The sequence below is a fragment of the Chryseobacterium balustinum genome (genome assembly GCF_900168205.1).
Classification (GTDB): domain Bacteria; phylum Bacteroidota; class Bacteroidia; order Flavobacteriales; family Weeksellaceae; genus Chryseobacterium; species Chryseobacterium balustinum.
In genome coordinates, this window is sequence record NZ_FUZE01000021.1 from 1 (window position 1) to 24,937 (window position 24,937).

At 34.3% G+C, this 24,937-nt stretch carries 18 protein-coding genes; 7 read left to right on the forward strand and 11 right to left on the reverse strand.

Features of this window, described 5'->3' with window-relative positions:
* Positions 1-327 precede the first annotated feature (327 nt).
* The gene (locus B5X64_RS17885; RefSeq protein WP_079466540.1) at positions 328-627 is read left to right on the forward strand and encodes a hypothetical protein; all 300 of its coding nucleotides are present in this window, start codon (positions 328-330) and stop codon (positions 625-627) included.
* A 521-nt stretch (positions 628-1,148) separates the two neighbouring features.
* Here the strand turns inward: B5X64_RS17885 and B5X64_RS17890 are convergent.
* Positions 1,149-1,523: a hypothetical protein gene (locus tag B5X64_RS17890; protein WP_079466541.1), complete on the reverse strand. Its 375-nt coding sequence runs from the start codon at positions 1,521-1,523 to the stop codon at positions 1,149-1,151.
* Positions 1,520-1,804: a hypothetical protein gene (locus B5X64_RS17895; protein ID WP_079466542.1), complete on the reverse strand. Its 285-nt coding sequence runs from the start codon at positions 1,802-1,804 to the stop codon at positions 1,520-1,522. The genes B5X64_RS17890 and B5X64_RS17895 overlap by 4 nt, the downstream gene beginning before the upstream one ends.
* Before the next feature lie 1,010 nt (positions 1,805-2,814).
* On the opposite strand from B5X64_RS17895, the gene B5X64_RS17900 reads away from it, so the two are divergent.
* Positions 2,815-3,207: a VOC family protein gene (locus tag B5X64_RS17900; RefSeq protein WP_079466543.1), complete on the forward strand. Its 393-nt coding sequence runs from the start codon at positions 2,815-2,817 to the stop codon at positions 3,205-3,207.
* 84 nt (positions 3,208-3,291) lie between these two features.
* On the opposite strand, the gene B5X64_RS17905 is transcribed toward B5X64_RS17900, so the two are convergent.
* Positions 3,292-4,158: a helix-turn-helix domain-containing protein gene (locus B5X64_RS17905; RefSeq protein WP_338064592.1), complete on the reverse strand. Its 867-nt coding sequence runs from the start codon at positions 4,156-4,158 to the stop codon at positions 3,292-3,294.
* A 222-nt stretch (positions 4,159-4,380) separates the two neighbouring features.
* Here B5X64_RS17905 and B5X64_RS17910 point away from each other — a divergent pair, with 222 nt between their 5' ends.
* From B5X64_RS17910 to B5X64_RS17920, 3 genes are all read left to right on the forward strand, one after another.
* Positions 4,381-4,686 carry an SDR family NAD(P)-dependent oxidoreductase gene (locus tag B5X64_RS17910; RefSeq protein WP_249414797.1) on the forward strand — a complete coding sequence of 102 codons (306 nt, stop codon included), beginning with the start codon at positions 4,381-4,383 and terminating at the stop codon, positions 4,684-4,686.
* 108 nt (positions 4,687-4,794) lie between these two features.
* Positions 4,795-5,706, forward strand: a complete 912-nt coding sequence (locus B5X64_RS17915) for an alpha/beta hydrolase (protein ID WP_079466544.1) — start codon at positions 4,795-4,797, stop codon at positions 5,704-5,706.
* 65 nt (positions 5,707-5,771) lie between these two features.
* Positions 5,772-5,975: a hypothetical protein gene (locus tag B5X64_RS17920; RefSeq protein WP_079466545.1), complete on the forward strand. Its 204-nt coding sequence runs from the start codon at positions 5,772-5,774 to the stop codon at positions 5,973-5,975.
* A 648-nt stretch (positions 5,976-6,623) separates the two neighbouring features.
* Here the strand turns inward: B5X64_RS17920 and B5X64_RS17925 are convergent.
* The 4 genes from B5X64_RS17925 to B5X64_RS17940 all read right to left on the reverse strand — a co-directional run bounded on the left by B5X64_RS17925 (position 6,624) and on the right by B5X64_RS17940 (position 11,391).
* Positions 6,624-8,765: a catalase gene (locus B5X64_RS17925; protein WP_079466546.1), complete on the reverse strand. Its 2,142-nt coding sequence runs from the start codon at positions 8,763-8,765 to the stop codon at positions 6,624-6,626.
* 597 nt (positions 8,766-9,362) lie between these two features.
* Complete coding sequence (locus B5X64_RS17930) at positions 9,363-9,965, reverse strand: hypothetical protein (RefSeq protein WP_079466547.1); 603 nt, start codon at positions 9,963-9,965, stop codon at positions 9,363-9,365.
* A gap of 411 nt (positions 9,966-10,376) precedes the next feature.
* A complete protein-coding gene (locus tag B5X64_RS17935) occupies positions 10,377-10,742 on the reverse strand; it encodes a response regulator (RefSeq protein ID WP_079466548.1) in 366 nt (121 codons plus the stop codon).
* A gap of 196 nt (positions 10,743-10,938) precedes the next feature.
* On the reverse strand, positions 10,939-11,391 hold the full coding sequence (locus tag B5X64_RS17940; RefSeq protein WP_079466549.1) for a ferritin-like domain-containing protein: 453 nt from the start codon (positions 11,389-11,391) through the stop codon (positions 10,939-10,941).
* A 232-nt stretch (positions 11,392-11,623) separates the two neighbouring features.
* Between B5X64_RS17940 and B5X64_RS17945 the strand changes: the two genes are divergently transcribed.
* The gene (locus B5X64_RS17945; RefSeq protein ID WP_079466550.1) at positions 11,624-12,757 is read left to right on the forward strand and encodes a serine hydrolase domain-containing protein; all 1,134 of its coding nucleotides are present in this window, start codon (positions 11,624-11,626) and stop codon (positions 12,755-12,757) included.
* 89 nt (positions 12,758-12,846) lie between these two features.
* Here B5X64_RS17945 and B5X64_RS17950 read toward each other — a convergent pair whose 3' ends face one another.
* The 4 genes from B5X64_RS17950 to B5X64_RS17965 all read right to left on the reverse strand — a co-directional run bounded on the left by B5X64_RS17950 (position 12,847) and on the right by B5X64_RS17965 (position 24,051).
* Complete coding sequence (locus B5X64_RS17950) at positions 12,847-13,587, reverse strand: sulfite exporter TauE/SafE family protein (protein WP_079466551.1); 741 nt, start codon at positions 13,585-13,587, stop codon at positions 12,847-12,849.
* Between the two features lie 478 nt (positions 13,588-14,065).
* Positions 14,066-15,925: a T9SS type A sorting domain-containing protein gene (locus B5X64_RS17955; protein WP_079466552.1), complete on the reverse strand. Its 1,860-nt coding sequence runs from the start codon at positions 15,923-15,925 to the stop codon at positions 14,066-14,068.
* A gap of 173 nt (positions 15,926-16,098) precedes the next feature.
* Positions 16,099-21,042, reverse strand: a complete 4,944-nt coding sequence (locus tag B5X64_RS17960) for a PKD domain-containing protein (RefSeq protein ID WP_079466553.1) — start codon at positions 21,040-21,042, stop codon at positions 16,099-16,101.
* A 1,002-nt stretch (positions 21,043-22,044) separates the two neighbouring features.
* Positions 22,045-24,051 (reverse strand): ATP-binding protein, encoded by a 2,007-nt coding sequence (locus B5X64_RS17965; protein ID WP_079466554.1) that lies wholly within the window; start codon positions 24,049-24,051, stop codon positions 22,045-22,047.
* Positions 24,052-24,453: 402 nt separating this feature from the next.
* Between B5X64_RS17965 and B5X64_RS17970 the strand changes: the two genes are divergently transcribed.
* Positions 24,454-24,825: a response regulator gene (locus B5X64_RS17970; RefSeq protein WP_079466555.1), complete on the forward strand. Its 372-nt coding sequence runs from the start codon at positions 24,454-24,456 to the stop codon at positions 24,823-24,825.
* The last annotated feature ends 112 nt before the right edge of the window (positions 24,826-24,937 follow it).

Here is a 24,937-nt window from a genome sequence, read left to right on the forward strand (position 1 = left end):
TTGATGCGAAAATCCATTTTTTGAAGATGGACTTTATTTCAGGGAATATTCTTTAGCCTAAAGTTATAATAAAACTTGGTTTCTGTAAAATTTTTCTTCTCGCTTATCTTGATCTGGATGAATAGATATTTTACCATTTTTCATTAATAGTTCTAAATCTATAACTAAATTTGTAACTCCCAGTAGTTCTCCTAAATCATCTAAGGTTAGATAAAAAATTGTGTTCCCATAGTATGTGTAAACTCTAGCAAAACAGGATATGACCAATTTGTCATTGGAATATTGTACATAATTGAAGTTTAGTATCTTTACAGTTAAATAAATATAATGACTTTAGATCAACATATAACATTGACTTGCGAAAATGGTTTATTAAATAGAACAGAATTCGTAAAAGTTCAAGATCAAATAGATGAAAAGAATTTCATGAACATGGAAGATTTCGATAAATTATTGCATATCGGTTTTCCAATTGGAAGAGAATTGAAAAAACTGAAAGGAACTGAAGATATTTCTGAAGTTCTACAACTTATTAAAGATAAAAAAGTATCTGCAAGAAATTTTGTTGCCATCATTAAAAGTAATGTTTTCAATGATGAAATTCTAAAAACGCATGCATTATATTGATTTTAATTGATCAACAGTAGTCATATATGCATTAAAAAATTTAAACATATAAACTCCCAGGATGTTGAATACCATACAGATAAACAAAATCAGAAGTAGAGGAAAATTTAAATAGCTATTATCATCATCAGAAGTAAAATACAATAAAATGAACAGCCCTGCCCACATCATGCTAATACATATACTGAATATGCCTAAACTCCAACGCTTACGCAGGGTAATTTTTTTTTAGGATAAATTCCTTCATTTGTAACACAATTTAATTAAAATATTTTTTCAAAATAAGTCCGTCTTTTAGTCAAAGGTATACAATAAGAGTTTTTAAAATACTTTGAATATTATCCCAAGCTACTTATGCTTTTACGAAGAGCTTAATAATTGTGCAAAGTCTCCGATGATAATTTCACATCTCCTCCGATCATTAAAATAATCCCTAAAAAACACCTAATTTATCAAAAAATTCCCACTGATTTTCATAGCATACTCTGTCTAATTTATTTCACATAACCTTTAAGGTAAAGTTAATCCTTGCCATCATCTTTCTCCTTTTCATTCACAAAATTTCTGTAGGTATATTTTTTTCCTTTATGCTGAGGCTTATTTTTCTCCCGAAGATAATCACCGTAATATTGAAAGCCTCCTGAAATGAAATACTCATTCAGCAATTTATCTCCGTTAGCTACAACATATAAATGACAAGATTTGAACTTCTCACTATTGTATCTTCCTGTATTGTTGGTTTCGAATAGGTAGAGCTTATTGCCTGAATTCCATGCCCTATATGAAAATTCCGGATCCGGGTAGTAAAAATCTGTCTTCCCTAATTTCCTTTCAATTAGTTTTTCAAATTCTTCAGCTTTTTTAGTTGTCTTTATTTCCAGCCTGAAGGTATTCACCTGATTGGTTGTCCTGTTCTGGTCAAAGACACATAATTGGTTGATAACATGGTGGTATCCTGATTATTAAGAGTTCCCGAAAAGGTAAATCCAGAGAATTGCGATAAGGCAGAATCCCTACTGTTGTAAACAATAACACCTGAAAGATCACTGTTTTTATCGAGTTCATATTTTTTCTCAATAGCCGATATTGCTATCGGAAATAATCGATCAAGGTCAAATCTATTGGTCTGACAAGACATCAGCAAAGGAAAAACGATTAAAATGATGCTACTTTTCATTGTATATATTTATGTGGTTTGGCAGTGGTTGTGAAAAGATTTATGGTGACTATTTGTATACTACCAGATGGTAGATTTCAATTTCATCTTTTTTATCATTTTCAATAGCATAAACATAGGCCTAATAGAAATTCAGTAAGATATTCAATATTCATTGTCCAATATTTATAACTCATATTGTAAATTTAATTATTTTGCGAATATAAAAGTACTGAACGACAGATCTTGACGTAAAAAACAACCCCGCAAATGCGAGGCTTGTTATAAACTTATATGAAGAAAACATTTTTAAATACTCAATTTACATGCCATATTTTCTAATAAAAACGGAAGGCGAAAAAACGGCCTCCCTATTAAAGCTATGCCACAAAAAAACTTGTGGATCGATATTACAAAAAGTTGAATTCTCTAATTATGATTCGAGTTATAATAAAAAGAGAGTTTCCTGATTGATGTGGAAACTCTCTTGGAATTTTAAGATATATAATAGTTTTGATGGTAATCGCTTATACTCAAATTCTATACCAAAATTTAGCATTTACTTTTAATTGCAAACATAACCCCAAGGCGTCACTGTATAACCACTGGCTCCAAGACTACAACAGACGTTAGGACTTTCGATCGGTCCGTACGTCATTCTTACATTGCAGGATCTATTATTTGTCCACTTCAGTGCGCCATCTATTTTTTTCATTTCTTCTCTTGATAACTGATTTGCTTTACTTTTGAATTTTTATAAATTTTCCATAATATTGATTATTAGTGCTTTACAAGGTGTAATTTAAACAAATGTTTTGAAATATTAAAAATGAAAAACATAAACTTTAATGAAAAAGTATAAATCCGCCTCAGCTTTTCTTCTTAGGACCCAACCACTTAAAGTCTTTCCAATGGTATAGTATATATCGAAACTTGTGAATCTAATTTTACTTGTAAGTAGACCTCCAAAATGTTACCTTGCTACCTTGTTACCAAAAAACACAGACATAAGACAATAATTAACTGAAAACATGATAAAATTTGCTTACACCATCCTATACGTCCAAGATGTGACTAGATCAATCGAATTTTACGAGAACGCATTTGGTTTTACAAGAAAATTTGTCACGCCAGCAAATGACTATGGTGAACTTTTGGTTGGCGAGACAACACTTTCCTTTGCTTCAAAAGAATTAGCCACATCAAACCTGAAAGAAGGTTTTATAGAAAGCAGCTTGACAGATAAACCATTTGGAATCGAAATTGGTTTCACCACAGACAATATAGAAGAAACAGTTTCGACAGCTGTAAATGCAGGAGCAACAATTGTTGAACATCCTACAACAAAACCGTGGGGACAAATTGTAGCCTATGTCCGTGACATTGACGGATTTCTCATTGAGATATGCACGCCAATGGGCTAACAGAATACTTCAGACGATAAGTTTCTTTACTCAACAATTTGATAAAATTTGAAAGTGAAGAATAGTAAATAATTTGTTAACTTTTTAGTTAAACGTCTTTCTAAACCCCAAAGGAGAAACATTTGTCTTAATCTTGAAAAGTTTGCTGAAAGACTGCGAATGTTCAAAGCCCAATTCATAAGCAATTTCCGAAACGGAAAGATCTGTCGTTGATGATTTTTGTTTGGCTTTTTCGATGACTGCATTCTGAATGTATTGTTGGGTGTTTAACCCTGTCAATGAACTTAACATATCACTCAGGTAGAGTTGTGATAACTTTAATTCCGTACTGATATATTTCACGGACGGCAAGCCGTTTTTCAGACTCTTTTCTTCTTCAAAATAGCTTTCTAAAAGTTTGTCCAAAGAAGTGATGATATCGTGATTGATTGCTTTCCTCGTCAAAAATTGCCTGTTGTAAAAACGATTGCTGTAATTTAATAACAATTCTATCTGTGATACCAGAACATCCTGACTGAAATGATCAATATTGTTATCCAATTCATTGGCTATGGTAGCAAATAAATTGGCTATGACTTCTTTTTCCTTTGCCGATAAAAATAAGGCTTCTGAAACATCGTAGGAGAAAAAACCATACTGATTGATTGTTTTTCCCAATGGATAATTTCGAATAAAGTCCGGATGGAAATACAAAGCAATTCCTTCATAACTTTCCAGGTCTTCCGGTGGAAAAACAATTTGTTTCGGCTTCAGAAATGCCAATCCGCCTTCTTCAAAATCGTAATAGCCCTGTCCGTATTTTATGTGACCTGTAAACGTAGGCTTAAAAGAAATTTTGTAGAAATCAAGACTTACTTTTTGTCCTTTCGGAAACATTTCAATCGAAATAGTATTGTAATCAACCAATGCGATCAATGGGTGTAATGGCGCAGGAAATCCCAATATCCGCACCAGTTACGATATACTTTTAATCTGATTGATGTTAGATTGTTGCTGCATTTCGTTTACGAATTTAATCAATTTTGTTTTGACGGACGAATCACAATAACACCAACTTCAACAGCGTCAGGTTGGCTTATTGCATAAAGGACGGCATTAGCATACGAGTTACCAACGAATTTATTCCTCATTTAAGAGAGAAGAAAAAATGGTGTTTTTATTACGACAACCTCTATGGGTGGATTCGTTGGTTTCCCTATCAGTTCTGTGTATCATGCCACCAAGTTTGGTCTGGAAGGCTGGTCGGAAAGTCTTTCACATAAATTATCATTATTTAATATTAAGGTGAAAACTATTGCACGGGGAGGAATCTTAACAGATTTTTCGGGCAGATCCCTCGATACCGGTTCGCATAAAGCTTATAAAGAACTTGAAACAAAAATGTTTGAGGGTATCGATGGAATGATGAAGAACACCTCTAGCGCTGAAAAATTGCAGAAGTTGTTTATGAAGCTTCCACAGATGGCAAAGACCAGGTAAGATATTTGGCCAGGTGAAGATGCAAAAGCGATCTATTCAAAGCAGCTCGAAATCGGGGCAGAAGAAATGAGAAAAGAAATAAGAACCCAAATATTAGGATAAAATAAAATGCAGAAATCAATCAAATTCAAAAATAGTAGCTGGGAAATTGCAGCACATCTCAATTTGCCGGAGAACTTTGATGCAAATCAAAAATACAGTACCATCATTTGTGTCCACCCCGGAAGCAGTGTCAAGGAACAAACTGCTGGTCAATATGCTGAGAAACTTACTGGAGAAGGATTTATCACCTTTGCATTCGATGCTTCTTTTCAGGGAGAAAGCGGTGTTGAACCAAGATTCCTGGAAGATCCCGCAACCAGAGTTGAAGACATAAAATGTGCAGTAGATTATCTTACAACATTAGATTTTGTAGATAATGAAAAGATCGGTATTTTAGGAATCTGTGCGGGCGGTGCATATTCAGCTAATGCCGCTTTGACAGAAAGACGAATCAAAGCCATCGCCACAGTTTCCGCATCTAATTTTTGCAGGGCTTACAGAGAAAGCCTAGATCCGATCCAGATTCTGGAAGCTGTGGGTAAGCAGCGTACAGCCGAAGCCAATGGCGCGGAACCTTTGATCGTCAACTGGACTCCAAACTCTTCAGAAGAAGCGAAGGAACAAGGAATGGATGAAATGGATCTTTTGGAATGTATCGATTATTACAGAACACCTCGTGGAAATCATCCGAGATCGTCTAATCAACTTCTTTTTACAAGTTTTGGGAATACGGTCAATTTCGATGCTTTCCATTTGGCAGATCAGCTGTTGACACAGCAACTATTGATCATTGTCGGAGATAAGGTCGGAGCCTTTGGTTCCTACAGAGATGGATTTGAACTTTATAATAAGGCAGCATCAAAAAATAAAAATATCTATGTTGTTAAAGGCGCCAGTCATTATGACCTATATGACCAGCCTAAAGCAACTTATGAAGCTTTATTACAATTAATTCCATTCTTTAAAAAGAATCTATGACCTATGTTTTAGGAAGACTGGATCGTTACGGTTGAGCCTTCCTTATATTTGTATAAATAAAAAGAATGAATACCATTGATTCAATATTGCAATTACACCGTCTGCTGTCATTGCCTGATCCGCTTCATCCGCTGGTCAGTATTATCGATCTTGAAGATATCCGGATTCAAAAAGACTCAATTTTAGAGAAATTCTCCGCTGATTTTTACAGCATATCCTTAAAAAAAGATGTCAAGGCTAAAATGAGATACGGACAAAAACCAGTATGATTTTGATAAAGGCGTCCTGAGCTTCACTGCACCTAAACAAGTTCAAATCCTTGACTTCTCCACTGGTTGAGAAACTAAAATAAGCTAAAGCGCTAGTATCAAAAAAAATCAAAATAGGTCACGATTTATATGACCTATTCCGTGACCCATCCTGAAAATTTGAAAATGGGTCACTAAAAATTCAGGAAAATCCGACCAATAGGCAGTCTAACGATTGTACATCTTGCAAAAAGTGGTAACAAAAAGTAAATTATTAAACAATTAAAGTTACCACACAATAAACAAAAGAGGGATGGCAAACCCATCCCTTCTAAACTATTCTTTACAGTGCTAATCCTAAGCAAATCTCCTCTCCTCTTCCGATCAACCTCCAAATATTACGAATTATTCAGCGAAAACACCAACTATTTTTGATTACATTCCCATTGATAGCATAGATACAAAGATCACCAACTCTTCCAAATAGGTCTGCGTTGCCATATTCCTCCTAAATACATATGAAGTTCGCTTCCGCAGATAGCGGTAGAGGTAACTTTTAAAATAATTTCTCATTTTCAATCAATGGATCGGGCAGCGTGTCACAATTTACTTTACCTGGTACAGGAAAAACTGCTGCTTTCATATTAAATATTTATTTATACTTCATGTTTAAGCAGGATTATTTCTCTCTTTTTCCAGTTCCCAAACTCTATGATTAGCTACAGCTTTAATAAATGCAGTAGTGGAATCTTTACTTTCAAAAGTAATAATTGCAGGATCATCATGCTTTTTATCATTTATATGACTTGCTTTATAGATTGCATCTGTTTCTTTTCCAAAATAGATTGCCTTACAATGTTTATAGGCTTCGTTGACAAACAATAATGTTCCTGGCTTGTTATCTTCATTCATTAAATTATCTGTAGACTGTTTTCCGCTGCAGAGGTAAATTGCATCAAAGCAAACACTTGCTGTACTCGTTAAAGAATGTTTAGGTTCAAAAATAGCACCGTCATCAGCTTTTACTGATGCTAAGCTTCCTGCAATAATCTGTACTACAGCTCCTTCTTTTTCCAGCTTAGATTGTAGCGCCTTTACGTCATCAGCTTTTACTCCGTTTTCCATAATAAAACCAATAACTCGGCTTTCAATTGTGTTTTTAACGGTATTAGCCATACTTAAGGCTTCTGAACTCTTTGTCATAGGTTCTTTTTCCTGGCTTTGCAATGTTGCAGGATCGACATCTGCAGGAATACTTCCATTGGGTTGTTTTAATTGAATTACTTTTACCCCTACTTTCTTTGCAACTTTTGAAGCCAAATCTTTATTAATGAAAGCAAGCTGCCCTACTACTCTTTCTCTAATAGCAGGAATTGTTACTTTAGAAAGTTCAAAAATTAGCGCATTCTCTATATGCTGTTTTTCAGGAGCAGACTGACTATTAAAGAACAATTTTGCCTGAGAATAATGATCTACAAAACTTTCACTTCTTGCACGGATTTTTTTACTGTCAACTCTTTCATTGTGAGAAGTAAAACCACCCTCTTTCATCATCGCCTGAAAAGGGCATCCGCCACCAATAGAATTGGGTTCATAGCTAACTTTTCCTTTTACAATTTGCTGACGCATATGTCCGTCGCGCTGATTATTATGAACTTCATTTAAAGAACGGTTAATAGGAATCTCATGGAAATTAGGTGACCCTAAACGCGATAACTGAGTGTCGGTATAAGAGAATAATCTTCCTTGTAACAAAGGATCATTGGTAAAATCAATACCGGGAACCAAATGTCCAGGGTGAAATGCAATTTGCTCTGTTTCAGCAAAAAAATTATCAGGATTTCTATTCAATGTTAAAGTGCCTACAATCTGAACAGGAACTTCCTCTTCCGGAATTAGCTTGGTTGGATCAAGCAGATCAAAATCAAATTTATATTCATCTTCTTCAGGTATGATCTGCACTCCGAAATCCCATTCAGGAAATGCGCCGTTTTCTATGGCTTCCCAAAGATCTCTTCTGTGAAAATCTGAGTCTTTACCCGAGATTTTTGTTGCTTCATCCCAAGCTACGGAATGTACACCAAGTTTTGGTTTAAAATGGAATTTTACAAAATGAACAGTCCCTTCACTATTAATGAATTTAAAAGTATGAACTCCAAATCCTTCCATCATTCTAAGACTTCTAGGAATGGCCCTATCACTCATTGCCCACATGATCATGTGCATACTTTCGGGCATTAAAGAAATAAAATCCCAAAAAGTATCATGCGCAGATGCAGCTTGTGGAATCGCATTATCCGGTTCAGGTTTTACCGCATGAATCAAATCAGGAAATTTCATAGCATCCTGAATGAAGAAGACAGGAATGTTATTACCTACAAGATCATAATTGCCTTCTTCTGTATAAAATTTAATCGCAAAACCTCGCACATCACGAGCAAGATCAGTACTTCCTGCGCTTCCGGCAACTGTAGAAAAACGTACGAAAACAGGCGTTTCTTTTCCTTCTTCTGTTAAAAATTTTGCTTTTGTATATTTTTGTAAACTTTTATTAAGTTTAAAAACACCGTGAGCTCCCGAACCTCTTGCATGAACAATACGTTCCGGTATTCTTTCATGATCAAAATGAGTGATTTTTTCACGAAGGATAAAATCTTCCAATAATGTTCCACCCCGTTCCCCGTCTTTTAAAGAATCCTGATTATTGTTAATTTTTAATCCTTGATTGGTTGTGAGTTTTTCATTTAAATTATCTGTTGTGTGGTCTTTTAGTTGATCTAATTTTTCACTTTTTTGGTTGTTCTTTTCCATAGTTATATTGTAATTATAGTGGTTAAATATGTGTAACAAGTATTATTTTAAACTTTTGTATTTTGATGATTTTAATTAAAAAAATATACCATTTATTTCAGTTTTAAGCATAATTTAAAAAATAACAAACCATGAAACACATGAGACTCTTTAAAGAAAAATATAGTGTTGTAATAAAGAAATATTAGAATATTTGTTAATTGCGGTTTCAGTGGCAAAATTTGATAATGACATTGAAATTAATACATTATTTGCAAAAGTTCCGTTTGAAATAAAATTGTTTTGGTCTAATTTTTTCTTAAACGAAAATAAAATTATTAGTATCTAAAAGTAGAGCTTAAGAATATAGCTTTTCATAAAATGACTTCGTGATGTTTTGGTTAAACCAAATATAACTTAATAATTTGCGATCTGTTATGACCTTGGTCATATTAACGTTTTAAATAAAAAATGCTTGTCAAATTCTTACTTACATTTTCTTGAATCTCTTGATTTATAGTTTACTCTTTTTTGATTTAGATAATGTTTGTAAAAGTACATTCTGTATAATTAAGCACAATGTCAAAGAAAAACTTCATTCTTCTAATTTATAGTATGTTATTTAAAATCAATGAGTCCATCTGTAAGACATTTCCATTGGATTTTAGAAAACCCCAACATTCCTCCTATTGCGATCACAATATTTCTGATGCAATTTAAAAATCCTGATTTTAGGTTAGGATATTCATTTCGTCCATAAATTCCTGCTTTTAAAATGTTTCCTTCTTTCGAAATCACAAATGTAGATGTCGCTGCATTAGAGTAAAAATGAGCAATCTTTCGGCTGTTTTCTTTTACAGGATCTTTTGACGGCCTACATTGGATCATTACTCTATCAGAAACATTCGTATCTATCATCACAATTTGAACCCAATCATAAGACCTGCCCTCTTTTCCACCCGGACCAGGAATATCAATTCTGATATAATCTCCAATTTTTGGCAAACGGTCTACTATTTTTCCTGAAGAGTTGCATAGTTTAAAATCCGCAGAACTTTCGTTACAGTAATTTCGCCAATGATTGATAGAAAAAAAACGTTGTTTCAAAGCATCATATCTAAGGTCTAATTCTTTGGAATTTCTCACTTCTATAGTGCTTTCAGTATCATGAAAACTTCCTTTAAAATGTGGAGGAATTCCGGGTATGTTTTTGGGTTTCATTGTAATTAGTTTAAAATGGATTAAGGAGTCTCGTCATGAGCCATATCTACAGGTTTAGATTCCGGTGATCCTTTTTCACGAAGCAGATCGATAAGAATAGCGATTTTCCATGTTCCGTTAATTCTTTATTTTCGGTATTAAATACAGTAAAAAACTGACCGATGAGACAAATAATCATTAGAAATAACAAAACAATTCCTTAACTATTTCTATAGAAAAAACTTACATTTTGCTTTTTATTCATCTCCATTTTCGTTAAAAACTATTGGTAAATTCCTCTTTGGAGAAGTGCTGTTCGCTTATTTTTAATTTCTAAACAAAAAATTCGCTGATGATTGGGAAATATTTATACAACCACCTCTATCTTTAAACTAGTAGAATTTAAAAACACAGTATTTTAATACTTTCTCATTAACATATAATAAACTTTTCAACTTTTCTTTCGAGATTTTCAAGTTCAAATGGTTTTGCAATATAATCGTCTGCCTGTGCTTTCTTAGCTAAAAAGTTGATATCACTGTTTGCACTGATATAAATGACAGGTATATCTTTAAACTTATCATGATTCCTTAATAATCTTAAGGCCTCTATTCCGCCAATATCAGGAATCCAGTTGTCCATTAAAATTAAATGAGGTCTGAATTTGCTAACCCGTTCGATGATATCGTGTGAGGTCTCAGAAACTTCTACGCAATATCCATTTTCGCCAAAAATGATGGTGAAAACATCTAAGATAGATTTATCATCATCAAAAATTAAGATTCTCTTGGTATCCATACGTTTTTTGTGATTGATTATTGATCAAATATAAGAGTGAAAAATAATAAGGTCTTATGACTACAGTAATAATGCTAAAAAATATCTATTACAAAATATTACTGCCAAAAGATCCTAAAAAGATTATTTTTTAGGATCTGATGAGATTGATATTGTTCACTATTTTTAATCAATTCAAAATAATGAACATCTACAATTAATTTTTTAGCTCGTTTAAATTATTAAACTTATTGTAGGATGATTTTAAATAATGAAGCTGATCGCTTACAACTCTTGAACTCTCAGGACAAAGATCTCCGCTATCTAAAGCATCCTGATATGCATCAATTGCTGCTTCTTCGCCAAAAACTACATTTTCTAAAGTTGATTCTGTTTTGTCTCCGGAAAAAGAATTTTTCACATCAATCCATCCTCTATGAATTGCTCCTGCAGCTGTTCCAGTATTATCAGGATTTCCGCCTCTTTCTGTAATTAAATTAATCAACTCTGATTTCATTACCTGTGATTGTGCAACCATCTGATCATAATCTCCTTTTAATGGAGAATAAGTATCCCAAACTTTATCTTCCACCTTTGCGAATCCCTGAATTCTATCATTGGTAATGTTTAGTAAATCATTCAATGTTGCTACTGTTCTTTCATTGTGCATAATAATATTTTTTTATGGTGAGCCTAGTTTCTTACAACCACCGTACCATTGATAACTTTTAAAACAACATTTCGTGTATGTGTGGTACATTTTGTTTCTGTAATAATTTTATCTACAATATGATCTATGTCTTTATATCTTATTATAATTAATTTTTCTGTATCTCTAAATTCCGAGGAACGTTTTTTGAATATTCAACTCGAAAACAATATCTCAAAAAATCTAGTAACCAATGAAAAAAATAATAACGGGATTAACAGTGGGAATTTCAGCAACAATTGCACTTATTTACCTCTCGGGTTATGGGTATATTTTTAAAGCTATCGGAATCAATTTGAAAAAAGGATCTTTTGCTCCATCCATTGATGATGAAAAAAAATTTCCTTCTCGGATTATACTAAACTCAAAGCCTCAAGTTTGGAAGAAAAGTATTAACTACAATAAACATCAGTTATCAAAACGACTTACCGATGAACTTAAGAAGACCCGCACATCTTCACTCCTTGTAATTAAAGATAATCAATTGGTTTATGAAAAGTATTGGAAAGAGCATAATTCCTCATCACTGATGAATTCTTTTTCGATGGCGAAAGGATTTTTAGCCATTTTAATAGGCTTTGCAATTGATGACGGTTATTTAGAATCAGAAGATCAATTAATTTCTACAGTCTTCCCTGAATATAAAAAAAGCCCTTACGGAAAGTATCTTACATTTCGACATCTCATGACCATGCAAGCCGGGTTTGATTGGGATGAAGAATACCGCCATGCTTTTGCAGAAAACTCCAAGCAATATTTTGTTGAAGATCTTGCAAAACAGGCTTTCAGTATTGAGATAAAAAATATGCCTGGACAAAAATACGAGTATCAAAGTGTTTCTGCACAGCTTTTAGGAATGGCTTTAACAAAAATAACGGGGAAACATTTATCAGATTATATTTCAGAAAAGATCTGGAAACCATTAGGAATGGAATTTCCTGCTAAATGGAGCACAGACGAGAAAGGAATGGAAAAGGCATTCTGTTGTGTACATGCCACAGCAAGAGATTTTGCAAAAATAGGACAATTGATCATGCAAAACGGAACGTGGAAAGGAAAGCAATTGCTCAATGCTGAATATTGCAAGAGGATGCTCAAACCAACTGAAGAAAATGACGCTTTCTGCTATACTATTTGGGCAGGAGAAGGTATTAATAAAGAAAAACAATGTTGGTTTTTTTATGGTTTTTTAGGCCAATTCATTATTATGGTTCCTGAAAAAAAGATGGTAATTGTAAAAACCGGATTATATAACAAGCTGGAGGTTGATCAAAAGAAAAGACCTCTACAAGTGAAAATTTTAATTGATGAACTGGTGTCAATGTAATAAATGTTTTAGAAAAACAGATAATAAAAACCTCCATCTTACTATCTGTCAGATGAACAACTTACACATTATTAGAAACGAATTAAAAATTATTTTGTCAACAAAGAGTTAATAATTAAAAAGACTCCAATAACTATAAGCCCCCAATAAACATACTTAAAAAAAGATTTATCCTTGATCTTATGGTTCAGGTATCTTCCTAAAAATATTGCCGGAAAAACAGCTGGTAATGAGATTAAAAAATATTTTAATACCTCCAAGGTAATTAGACCTTTTGTAAAATATCCTATCGCAGCTATAAAGCTTGCCGGTAAGAAATAAGCCTGAAGCGTTGCCCTAAAATGTTTAGCACTCCAGTTCCTCAAGTTACCATAGACCACAAGAGGCGGACCGTTTACTCCATAAGCACCACCAAGTATGCCTGATGTAAATCCACAGATAAATAACCATAACAGACTGTCTGTTTTCAGTGAAAGCTGTTTTTTGCTAAAGATAGCATACAATGAGTTCAATATAATAAGCAAGCCTAAACCTATTTTCACCCAAAATTCGTTACCATATAGTAAGATTAACAAACCTATCGGAATACCCAAAACAGCAAATAAAATAAGCCACTTTGCACTGTTAAAATGAATTTGCTGATGATCTTGTACAACCACAACCAAAGCCACCAAAATTGAAATTAAAACAGAAAGTGGTACCGCAATTTCTAGTGGAATAAAAAGTATAAATAAAGGAACTGCAACTAAAGATTCTCCAAAACCGAACGTTGAACGGACTAGTGTCGCAACAAAACTGACAACGAAAATGTATATATAAATAAATTCCATATTTATGTTAAATATACGTTTTTTTTAGGAGATAAAATTAGCTTAAGACTGAATAAATAGGACTTTTTCGATATAAATATTAGTGATTTTATTAATGAAAACAGAGTAAAACAATCTGTATTTTTATCTAATCTATAGATAGTAGTATATACAACTTTTCTGTTTTGATATTTTTTATTACTTTGTAAAATGAATATTGTATTTGCAAACAAAATTTCAAGTATAAGTTAAGCTAATTTTGATAAATATTGTTTTGACTATTAAATTCTTCTATTGTTTTGTAATCCAGCGTGCTATGTCGTCTTTTTTCGTTCTCGTTTCATAAGTTAAAATTAAGGTTTTATTCTTAACTTTAACTGGACGCTAAATTAGGATATCCAGATACCCTAATACTTTAAGCTCTATTTTTTTACAACATCATAAAAATCCGCAAAAAAAATAATTCTCTGCGGATTTTTATTAGAAAAATTTAAAGAATTTATTTCTTTATTACCTTCTCTGTTATTACGGCCTTCTCTGTTTTTACTTTCACATAATAAACACCCGATATAAGAGAACTCATATTAACCTGAGCGTTGTTATCTCTTAAGCTACCTCTTTGAACGGTCTGTCCTGTTGAAGAGTATATTTCAAAGCTCTGCAGTGTACTTTTGCTTTTAATGTTAAGAACATCAATTACAGGATTTGGATAGAATTTAAGGTCCGCTTCTGCTGCGGTTTCTTCTACCGATAAGCCTGTACAGGTTGCTGAAGTCGCTAGTTTGGTAAAGAAGAAATCTGTTTTATTGCTTCCTGCTGCATTGCTTATGGTTGCCACATTATCACTAGAAGAAGTAAAAAGCTGTTGGTTGATAAAACCACCAAGCATAATATTATTATCATTATCCACAGCGATAGCAGTAAAGTGATCTTCCTGTCCATAGCTTCCCTGTACTTCATAAGTACCGTTAACGATTCCTGTATCTTTATTAAATCTTACAACAAGCGGGTCAGTCCTGTCATTGGCCGGTCTTACCATTGGAAATGTTCCCCAAACTTCTTGAATACTTCCTTTAGCGAATAATACCTCACTTCCCTTCAATGCAATAGGCATTCTCGCATTGACTATAAATGCATCTGAACTGCCGTCTGAAAGAGAAACTGGATTTGTACACCAAATAACATTTCCTAAATTGTTTAATTTCATAGCAAAGCTAATTTGCCCTGTTAAAGGTGTAGTAAAAGAGTAATTGCCAAAACTTGAAAGATTAGGTGTATTATTACCTTTAAAAAATCTTCCTGAAATATAAATATCGTTAGTAACAATATCTTTTTTTAATCCAAAAATATAATCACCTGCCGAATTTGGAGTTCCATTATTAATTTCCTTTCTCCATATTTCTGTAAAGTTTGTAGAATTAAAAGAAAAAACAAATGCATTTTGACTGATTGGAACGTTATTGTACGACAATGTTCTACTACCTCCTCCTGGTAAATTTCTTGATCCGGCAATATAATAAAGGCTGCTGGATTCGTCATACATAAAATTCAAGTATCCTGCTAAAAATGTGGTAGACCCGGTGATAGGCAATAATGCAGGTGTACCAACGACATTTCCTGCAGTATCATATTTCACAAGATAATATTGATAATTATTAAAGCTGTTAAAAGAGCCCGGCACTGTAATGAGTCCTCCTAAATGGGTTCCACTCCAAAATCCTAAAATCAGATGTAAATTTCCCTGAGAGTCAATAACAGGGGGGCTCATATCCATATCCGCATTAAATGCAGTTACATCCCCCTGAAAATCACGTCTCCAAACTAAATTCCCATCAGAAGTATTATACTTTAAAAGATAACCTGTTCTTAATCCTGCCTGCGGCTGAAAAGGATCGTTGGTAATCGTTGGTGCTATATTATTATCCCCAAATCGAGGCGGTAAACTCCCGCTACCCGGAGTTGCATTATTAGGAATATTTATTGACATATAAATCCCCCCGGAATTATCCAACGTTAATTTTTGACTGAGTCCGGTGTTCGTACTCGAACCGATCGTTCTGGTCCATCGAACATTTCCCAGGCAGTCAGTAGAAAAAATTAAAAGATCTTTTCCACCATAATTAGTAACTGGTTGTCCGTTTAATAAGGGGGTATCGTCATAGATTGATGTCAAATAATAACTGTTGTTTTGATTATCAACAACAATATCCAAGATATGCTCATCATCGATCTGGTTAAAGCCAATATTGCTGCTTCCATTAATAGCACCTCCTGTCTTAGCCCATTGCCATTGATAATTTTGAGCTTGACAAAACATAGAAAGTCCTATCATTGCCAATAAGTAAATGTTCTTTTTCATAATAATTAATTTGGTTCACTAAATATAGATATTTAATAGTAGATTTTTATTCAATAATTATTCTTTTAAATATTTGTAATTCGTTTGTATAATTCTGACGTTCTTTAAACTTTCATTTATTATAAAAGACAGATAACCCCAGACTGGGGTTACCTGAAAATTAAAAATAAGAATTATTTTTTCAGCAATTTACCCTGTAAAGGATCTGCTGTAGTACTTATAGAAACAAGATACATGCCTTGTAACCATTGGCTGACATTCAACTTTGTCTCACCTTTTGAGCCTTTCAATTTTTCCTGATGGCGAAGGCGTCCTCCCTGATCATAAATGTAAAGATTTGTTGCTTCAACCTTTGCATTTCCTGTATCGTAAGAAATTCTTACTTCATCTTTTGCCGGGTTAGGAATCATTTTAAGTTCGCTTTCTGTTTGTACATAAGCCGGTGTTGACTTGCTGTAAACACCGTCATCAAAAACAATTTTAACTATCATCTTACATCCGTTAACATTTGCGGTAACCAGCATCTCATCAACTCCACCAGGGAAGCTTGAGTTTGGATAGAAAATAATAGGATTCATGTTATAACTTCCTCCACCCGGAATAGGCATACTTGAAGGAATATAATTACCATAGCCATTAGCACTTGAAAGTGTTACGGTCACTGCTTGAGATCCGAAGTTAAATATATCTCCATATATAAGATAAGAATTACCTTCTCTTTTAACCGCTTTAACAACAACCTCTAGCTTACATTCTCTTGGCGCACAGCCAGGATTATTAACAGACGGACTGATATACATATTTCCTGACTGAAGATCACACTGACCTTGTTGAAGCCAAAGATTGTGAGTTCCTGTGCTTTGTGGCCAATAAGGATCTACAAAACCAGGATTACCTCCCTGTTGCATGTTTCCAAAGTACTGCCATTCGTGATTGGTAAATATTCCGAAAGGACCTATTACATAAGCATCTCCAGGGCACATATCATAACATCCTGTAGGGAAAATCCACATGAGATCTTCAACACTGTGTGGTACACTAACTTGTACACTTGATTTACAGCCTGAAGGAGCTGTATAAATTACCTGGTACAATCCTCCTTTTGTCACTGTAATGCTAGATCCGTATGCACCATTGCTCCAGTTATAGCTTCCTGCACCAGGATTCTGTACGGTTAATTGAACTTCATAAGGTTGACAATTACTGATAGTAACATTAACCTGCGGCGGCGGTGGCGGACTGCTTACTGTTACCGTAAAGCTTGAAATACCAAAGCAAGATGGATCATTTGCTGACCACACTTTTAATGCGTAAAAATAAGTACCTACTGAAAGTGCTGTAGAAGTGTAAGTAATTGGTGTTGCAGAATTTCCTGTTTGCACAACTGTATTAGCCCCACCATTGAAACTTTGTGTCCATTCGTATTGAAGGTTGTTATCTGTTACTACACCCTGAAGGGTTACCGTATTATTTTCGCAGGCTTGTGAGCTTCCTGTAATACTCACCTGAGGCGCCTTTCTGATATTTACATTTACTGGAGTGCTCGCAGTGGAGTTATCTAAACATCCATTAGTAGCATCCGTGAGGACAACCCAATAGCTCCCCGACTGCGTAGGAGTAAAAGTATTCGCACCAGACGAAGTCGTTCCTGCAATCTGATCTCCGTTCATCCATTGATATTGTGATGCAGCAGCTGTGACTAATAGTAACGGTTGACTTGTGCTTGTTTCACAAACATCATTATTGAAGGCCTGAAGAAAGATATTTCCAAAAGTTGCAACTTTAACCTCTATAATGGTCGGCAAACTTACATATACGCAATTATTAGGTGTTGTAACTTCTAATTCAATATTGTAAAACCCTGGTTCATTCAAGGTAATCGTTGTGATAGGCGACGAAGTTACATATGCAGTCTGAGCAAATTTCCACTTATATTTATGGTTTGGTAGAAAATTAGCCGATGGAATTGTTAAGGTTATAACCTCTCCTTTACATATCGTAGTTTGAGACACACTATACTGTGTGTTTGGTAATGTTGGCATTATAATGCTTTCATTATAAACACAGTTTGGCATTGCCCCCGGTCCATCCAAGGTAATTGCAAAATTATAGCTTGTTCCCGGCTGTAATCCTGAATAGGTAACAACCTGGCCATTTTGCTGGCTTCCTCCATTCATTGTATAGCTATAAGCTATTTGTGAAGAAGTGATACCCGAAAGAAGTGAACTGTCCGTTAACGTAACATTATAAGTACCATTGCTATTACAAGATATAGTCGCATTAAAGTCTGGTTTATAATTTTTCGTGACATCCTTGTCAGCCTGTACTGTACAACCTCCAAAATTAAGCGTGAGTGCAACATTGTGGACACCTGCCTCAGTAACATTAAATACCGCTGAAGTAGAAGTGCTTCCAGGCTGCAATTGAAGCAAGGGACTTCCACTCCATTCAAAAACACTAGGGCTTCCGACAAATGTTGCTGTCGCTGTAATAGTATTGCAATCAGTCCAGATAGCCGTAATATTTAAATTTGGGCTAGGAGTAATCGTACATGGAGGAAAGGATCCGCAAGATTCACTTACATTAATATTCTGCGAACGTGATTCACATCCATCTGCAGTAACAATGACATAATAACTTCCTCCAGGTGAGGGTTGCGTTGTATTGTTAATAGTATATGTAGAAGCTGTTGCTCCAGAAATAGGACCATTGTGATACCACTGGTAACTTGCACCTATTGTTCCCGACGGAACTTGCGCTGTAAGCGTTTCTGAATAACTACTCGAAGGGCAGATTGCATAAAAATACCCAGGTGTAATTGTAATTTCAAGTTCAGGCTTGATATTGAAATTAGCTGCCGTTGTTGCCAAATAATTACAGCCGTTAGGCGCATTAAGCTCAAGTTGTAATGATTGCGAGATCACTGAACTGGTATTATTAACGAAATGGTTAGGAATAGTGATTGTTTGTGTTCCGCCTGAGGTTATAGTGTACGGTTCTGTACTTCCATTTGGAAATGTAAATAACAAATTTCCTGAATTTACATTTGAGGGAATATTAACTACAACACTTATGAGAGAGCTTCCCTCACATATATTTCCTCCAACAATGCTTATTACTGGCAAAATCTGAAGCTCAACAGGAATATCTTTTGTGAATAGCTGACCACACTTAACAACATTTAGTCGTAAGTAAGTTTGATATACACCACCGGAAATCTCATTAAAACTAGCAATAATTGCATTTGGATTGCTTGGATCAGGAAGTAAACTTCCAAAATTAGCGCTACCCAAAGTCCAATAGAAATCATCAGGAACAATACCGTTGAAATTAGCTGTAAATGTTGCACTGCTGCTTGGGCAAAATATATTTCCACCTGCGGGTGTCTGAATGGATATTGTATTTAAGTCAACTTTTTGTACAGCATAGCTGATCGGAGCAGACAAACATCCCAAACCTCCGTTGGTACGATTTTGTACACTTACCGTATAGTTGATTGAAGATGAATTAAATATCACAGTAACGGAACTTCCTGTATTGCTTCCCTGTATAACCCCATTTGTTACACTCCAAACTGGAATAAATCCTGCATTGGTTGGGCTTAAGGTATAAGTGTAAGGAACTCCTGGACACACCAACTGATCTCCAGTAATATTACCGGAAGGCGCCGGAGGCAATGGTAAAGCTTTGACTACAGTTCCTTCACCAACACATCCTCCAGGACTATGTGCAGTAATAATATAAGTTCCGGGATTCTGGAATGTATATTGGAAAGGATTACTAGTAGTTTGACTTGAAATCACACCTCCATTAAAAATAACGTCCCATACAACATTTCCGCTACCGCTACTATTAAAAGTAAGAGCGTTTCCTGTACATACTTCAGACTGTCCTCCTGTTACAGTTAATGGTTCTGTTACTACAATAGTTAACACCTCACTTTTTCCATCACACTGTAATAATGTATTTTTATAAATATTACTCAGCGTGTAGGTACCAGGTACATTAAACTTTAGATAGACCTCATTTCTCTGTGAGCTATAAGTAGTCTGTACCGGCGCAGGTCCGTTCACATCCCACTGCACCTGAGTGGTGGGCCATCTTGGCATTTCATACTTGTATTGCTTACTGGTGCAAACCGTTGTGGGCCCTGTAATGACTCCATTACGCACAACAACAGGGATTTTTAAGGTGGTCCAAACCGGACATCCGCAGTCAGATTGATACATTACATATCCAAATCCGTCAGCAGCATCTACTTGATCCCACTTTACAGTTATTTCATTACCATTTATGTTAACAATACTTCCGCCGACAACCTCCCAATGTCCATTACAACTGTTATTTGCCGTATACGTCTCTACACTTCCTTCACATACCACACTGGCACAAGAAATTTCTACAGGCGTGGCTTTTATAACTTCTACCTTCATACTATAGGTCGTACTACAATTACACTGATTTGTTACAGTGAGTCTAACCTCTTTAGTCCCGGGTGTCGTAAAAGTATGAGTAGGTTCAAACACACTTTTAGTGGGACTTCCATCGCCAAAATCCCATTCGTAGCTTACGATACCACTTCCGTTTCCTGCGGTTGATAAGTTATCAAAATACACCGGTGTATTTTGACATACCTGATGACCTCCGGCTCCCGCAATGACGAACTTGGCATCCGGACCGTCTATTTTCTCAATACAGATTGATTTAGTTTCTTGAGTATTGTTGGAATATAAAATCGTAATAATTACAGTTCCATTTCCTGCAGCACCCCAAGAAATATTTGCCTGATGAGGACTTGTATTAGTTGAGTTGACTACTCCTCCAGCAGCACTCCAGGTCACCGAGGAGATAGAAGCTGAGCTTGTATTTAATGTGTAATTCACCGTGGAATTTTCACAAACACGAACACAGGATCCCATTCCTATTGTTTCCCATGTTTCAATGTTATCCCGTTCCTTCGGATCGGAAGACTGCACATCGTTACAGCCTACCTGAAAGTCCCAGGTTACCGTTATACCACTATTTTGGGAGTATCCCAAAAAAGGAAAGATTAAAAGCAGCCACAGGAGCAACCACTTTACTCTCAACTTGTTCAGTTGATTGTCGTTGTTTTTCATATGTAAAATTTTGAGTTGATGATTCCGGTATATCCGGAAATAGTTTTATTTGGTGATGGGTTTGGCTTATTGCCAATTATTTATTTTGGAACGGCAAGAAAGTAATTTGGTTTTTAGGTTATTATAGTTTTTCCAAATCTAATAAATAATATTAATTTATTCAAACATTATTGTAGATAATTCACAACAATTTGTGTTAAATTATAAATTTAAACACAATCCAAATCTCTACATGGCTACCACATTAAAGCAGTGATTCTATCACTGCCCTATCAGAAACATTGGAGAAATCTAATAATAATTCATAAAAATGTGAAAAATTTAATAATTTCATTGCTGTCATTATATTTTTCTTATTTTAGTGATTTCTAATAAAAGTTAAATACAGCAATCAGTTTTAATTTTATTTACTTAAGCAGTATTGATTATACATTCATAATACAATCAAAATTCAAATGAAACGCAAAACTATTATCGTTGAAGAAATCAATACTGATACATTTTGCTAGTTGTGAGTTTTGAAGGCGACTAGACCCAAAAAGCATTTTAAGATTAAGTGCTCATAAGTTCTTTTGTACATAGATGAGAAAACCCGACTGAGAAGAAATCATTATTAAATGGGACGGTGAAATTTTCTCTGATGATAAAATTGAAAGTAAATTAAATATTACTTATTTAATATGGTATTTAGTAAAAATAAAAACTTAAAAGGAGACAGGATAGCTTAAAAGGAGACAGAATAAATTAGAACACAATATCACATTTTTTTCTGTTTACAAAACCATCCATTAAAGTCATTAAAATTTCTGTAAATAAAAGAACAATCTTCAACATTTCCATAGGTACTTTTAATGATTTTCTTAGTATTTTCACCTCAGACATCATGATCAAGAAAAAGTGAAATTTTCTTGTAAGCCGGTAATAAATATTGGCAACTACATACTTTCCTGTACTAAATAGGTAGCTTACATTAAAATTAAATATTTATTTCCAAAATCAGAATCATATTTTTTTGGGCAGGGTAAACCAAAAATTGCTTCCCTCACCCATTTTACTTTCAACTCCTATTTTTCCTGAATGTTTCTTTATTATTTCAGAACATATATAGAGCCCCAGACCTAGTCCTGAATAAGATTTACCCAAATGATCAGCACGATAATATCTTTCGAAAATAAATGGTATTGCAGATTCAGGAATTCCCAGTCCAAAATCTTTTACAGAAACCTTAATATCTTCTCCTTTATCTTCGACTGAAAGTAGAATATTTTTGGAGTTTTTCCCGTATTTCACCGCATTGTTTACGAAGTTGATTACAACTTGTTCAATCCTATTTAAATCTGCAAAAATTTCAAGTTTTTCATCACCGCTTAGGTGAATTTGATAACCATCTTCAAATCTGATGTGACTGCAGCTACTGCTCAACATATCATAAACATTAAAGGAAGTATATGAAAGGTCGAGATTATCTTGTCCCATTTTACTCATGTTGAGAAGTTCGTCAACCAGTATACACATTTTTTCAATACTGTTCTCAGACTGTTCTATCAACTTTTCATGCATGGAAGAATAGGGTCGATCTTTGATACGGTTAAGCAATTGGATAGATGCTCTAACAGCTGTAAGTGGGGTTTTCAGTTCATGGCTTGCTACACTCAAAAAATCATCTTTGCGTTGTTCAGCCAATTTCTTTTCAGTTATATCAGCAGTCATTCCAACCATTCTGTTTGCTATACCATTGTCATCATACCTCGGTCTTCCATGAGCTTGTATCCAGTGAATAGAACCATCTTTCCATTTTACAGGATATTCTGCTTTGTAAATTCCATTAGTATGGATGGCTTCTTGCACCAAAGCTTTAACAGATTCACGATATTCAGGAAGCATTGTTTCAAAAAGATCAGAATAATTAAATTCTTCGTGTGGAAGAAAACCGTAATTATATTTAAACTGAGCATTACTCGTCATAATTCCAGTTGATAATTCTACTTCTGTAGAACCTAACTTGCTGGCGTCCAACGCAATTTCAAGACGGTTATTTATTTCAGTGACTGATTTCCTTGCATTTACCTGATCTGTTACATCGCTTGCAACAATTAAAATAGATTTGTTCTTTCTTTTCTCATCAAAAATAGGTTGATAAACAAAATTCAAATATCTTTCTACCAATCCTCCATCATCAGTAATTAATGCTTTATCTTCTAAACCATGATAAGGTTCACCAGTCGCATATACTCTTTTAAGAATATCAATGAATGGCTGACCCACCAATTCGGGAAGCGCTTTTTCTAATGGAAGCCCTATTACTGTGTGATCTTTATTCCAGATTTTTAAAACCATATCATTAGCAATTTCTACCTCAAAATTTTCGCCTTTAAGGGAGGCCATTGCAACAGGTGATTTTTCAACCAAAGTTTTAAACCTTTCTTCACTTTTAATTAATGTATAATTAACCGTAAGCAGTTCATTTCTGGTTTGTTCAAGCTGATTATTTGAAGCAAATAACTCCTCGTGTTTTGAAACAAGATTATCATTAGTTGCCATATACTCTTCATTAAGCGCAGAAAGATCATTGATAAGTTTCTGTTCAGATCTAGATTTTTCTTCGACCAATTGCTCAGCTTCTTGTCTTTCGGTAACTTCAAAAGCAGTATGAAGAATGTATTCTGTCTTACCTTCTGCATCTATAACAGCTTTATATTCAAAATCAAAATAAGATTTTTTTAAGATCCCATCAACTTCAAGAACAGCCGGAAAATTTCTCGCAACAAATGTTTGCCCCGAATCCCATACCTTCTTAAGTATTTCCAAAAAAGGCTGGTCATGTAATTCAGGAAGTGCTAGATCAAATGTCTGACCAACGACAGACCTATCTTTTCCCCATAAATGAAGCATTGCCTGATTAACGCTTATGATCTTAATGTCATTACCTGTATATACCGCGGTAGCATTCGGTGAATAAAAAAGTATTGAAAGAAGCCTTTCAGGATTTATTTGAGACGGAGAATTCATATGATTAAACTTGGACAAATATAATTATAAAATCATTCGTTAAAACTTTAATAATTAGTTAAATTCGAATTGATAAACTAAATTTTAATGAAATTAAATGTACAATAATGATTGTTTAATATATACTTGAAGGAATGTTTTACAATATATTAGTTATAACATATTGTAAAAAAGAATTAAGGCAAACAATTAAATATAAATAAAATTTCGAAATTGACTCCTGCCTTCGTAAAATTAAAAACCTTTTCCGCATCATCAACATATACGTTCATCAATAGAAAAATAGGATCTGTAAAAAAAACATTTTCTTGATTTCTCGATGTAAGTGTTGGAATGATATTTGCTACATACGAAATCTAAATATAAGCTAATTCCTGGCTTATTTATTATAACTGAAAACTGATGATTACTAATAATAAAAAAATCATGGTATGCGATGACGACCAAGGCATATTGGATGTGATTCAAATGCTCTTGGAGACGGAAAACTTTACTGTATATACAGAAGTTCATAGCCCTAACCTTATCAGCAGTATAAAATTGCATTCACCCGATTTACTTTTGTTAGATTTGTGGATGCCATTTATGGCAGGAGATGAGCTGCTTAAAACAATTCGCCATAACGATGATATTAAAAACCTCCCTGTTATCGTCTTATCAGCAAGTGTTGATGGGTCAGATATAGCTGAAGATGCTGGAGCAAATGCTTTTATAGCTAAACCATTTGATATGAACGATCTCATTTCTAAAGTTAAAGGTTTGCTTATGAATTGATTTTACTCTTCTCTACTAATACATCAACGCGATAACATTTTAAATTCCACTGAGTATTATTGATGCTCTAGAGTTTACAATTGATCAGATTTAATATAGGATTTATAGTTAT

Coding starts and splice junctions, on each gene's coding strand:
- B5X64_RS17885 (WP_079466540.1), top strand. CDS start 328: ATGACTTTAGATCAACATATAACATTGACTTGCGAAAATGGTTTATTA.
- B5X64_RS17895 (WP_079466542.1), bottom strand. CDS start 1,804: ATGAAAAGTAGCATCATTTTAATCGTTTTTCCTTTGCTGATGTCTTGT.
- B5X64_RS17900 (WP_079466543.1), top strand. CDS start 2,815: ATGATAAAATTTGCTTACACCATCCTATACGTCCAAGATGTGACTAGA.
- B5X64_RS17910 (WP_249414797.1), top strand. CDS start 4,381: ATGGGTGGATTCGTTGGTTTCCCTATCAGTTCTGTGTATCATGCCACC.
- B5X64_RS17915 (WP_079466544.1), top strand. CDS start 4,795: ATGCAGAAATCAATCAAATTCAAAAATAGTAGCTGGGAAATTGCAGCA.
- B5X64_RS17920 (WP_079466545.1), top strand. CDS start 5,772: ATGAATACCATTGATTCAATATTGCAATTACACCGTCTGCTGTCATTG.
- B5X64_RS17925 (WP_079466546.1), bottom strand. CDS start 8,765: ATGGAAAAGAACAACCAAAAAAGTGAAAAATTAGATCAACTAAAAGAC.
- B5X64_RS17930 (WP_079466547.1), bottom strand. CDS start 9,965: ATGAAACCCAAAAACATACCCGGAATTCCTCCACATTTTAAAGGAAGT.
- B5X64_RS17935 (WP_079466548.1), bottom strand. CDS start 10,742: ATGGATACCAAGAGAATCTTAATTTTTGATGATGATAAATCTATCTTA.
- B5X64_RS17940 (WP_079466549.1), bottom strand. CDS start 11,391: ATGCACAATGAAAGAACAGTAGCAACATTGAATGATTTACTAAACATT.
- B5X64_RS17945 (WP_079466550.1), top strand. CDS start 11,624: ATGAAAAAAATAATAACGGGATTAACAGTGGGAATTTCAGCAACAATT.
- B5X64_RS17950 (WP_079466551.1), bottom strand. CDS start 13,587: ATGGAATTTATTTATATATACATTTTCGTTGTCAGTTTTGTTGCGACA.
- B5X64_RS17955 (WP_079466552.1), bottom strand. CDS start 15,925: ATGAAAAAGAACATTTACTTATTGGCAATGATAGGACTTTCTATGTTT.
- B5X64_RS17960 (WP_079466553.1), bottom strand. CDS start 21,042: ATGAAAAACAACGACAATCAACTGAACAAGTTGAGAGTAAAGTGGTTG.
- B5X64_RS17965 (WP_079466554.1), bottom strand. CDS start 24,051: ATGAATTCTCCGTCTCAAATAAATCCTGAAAGGCTTCTTTCAATACTT.
- B5X64_RS17970 (WP_079466555.1), top strand. CDS start 24,454: ATGATTACTAATAATAAAAAAATCATGGTATGCGATGACGACCAAGGC.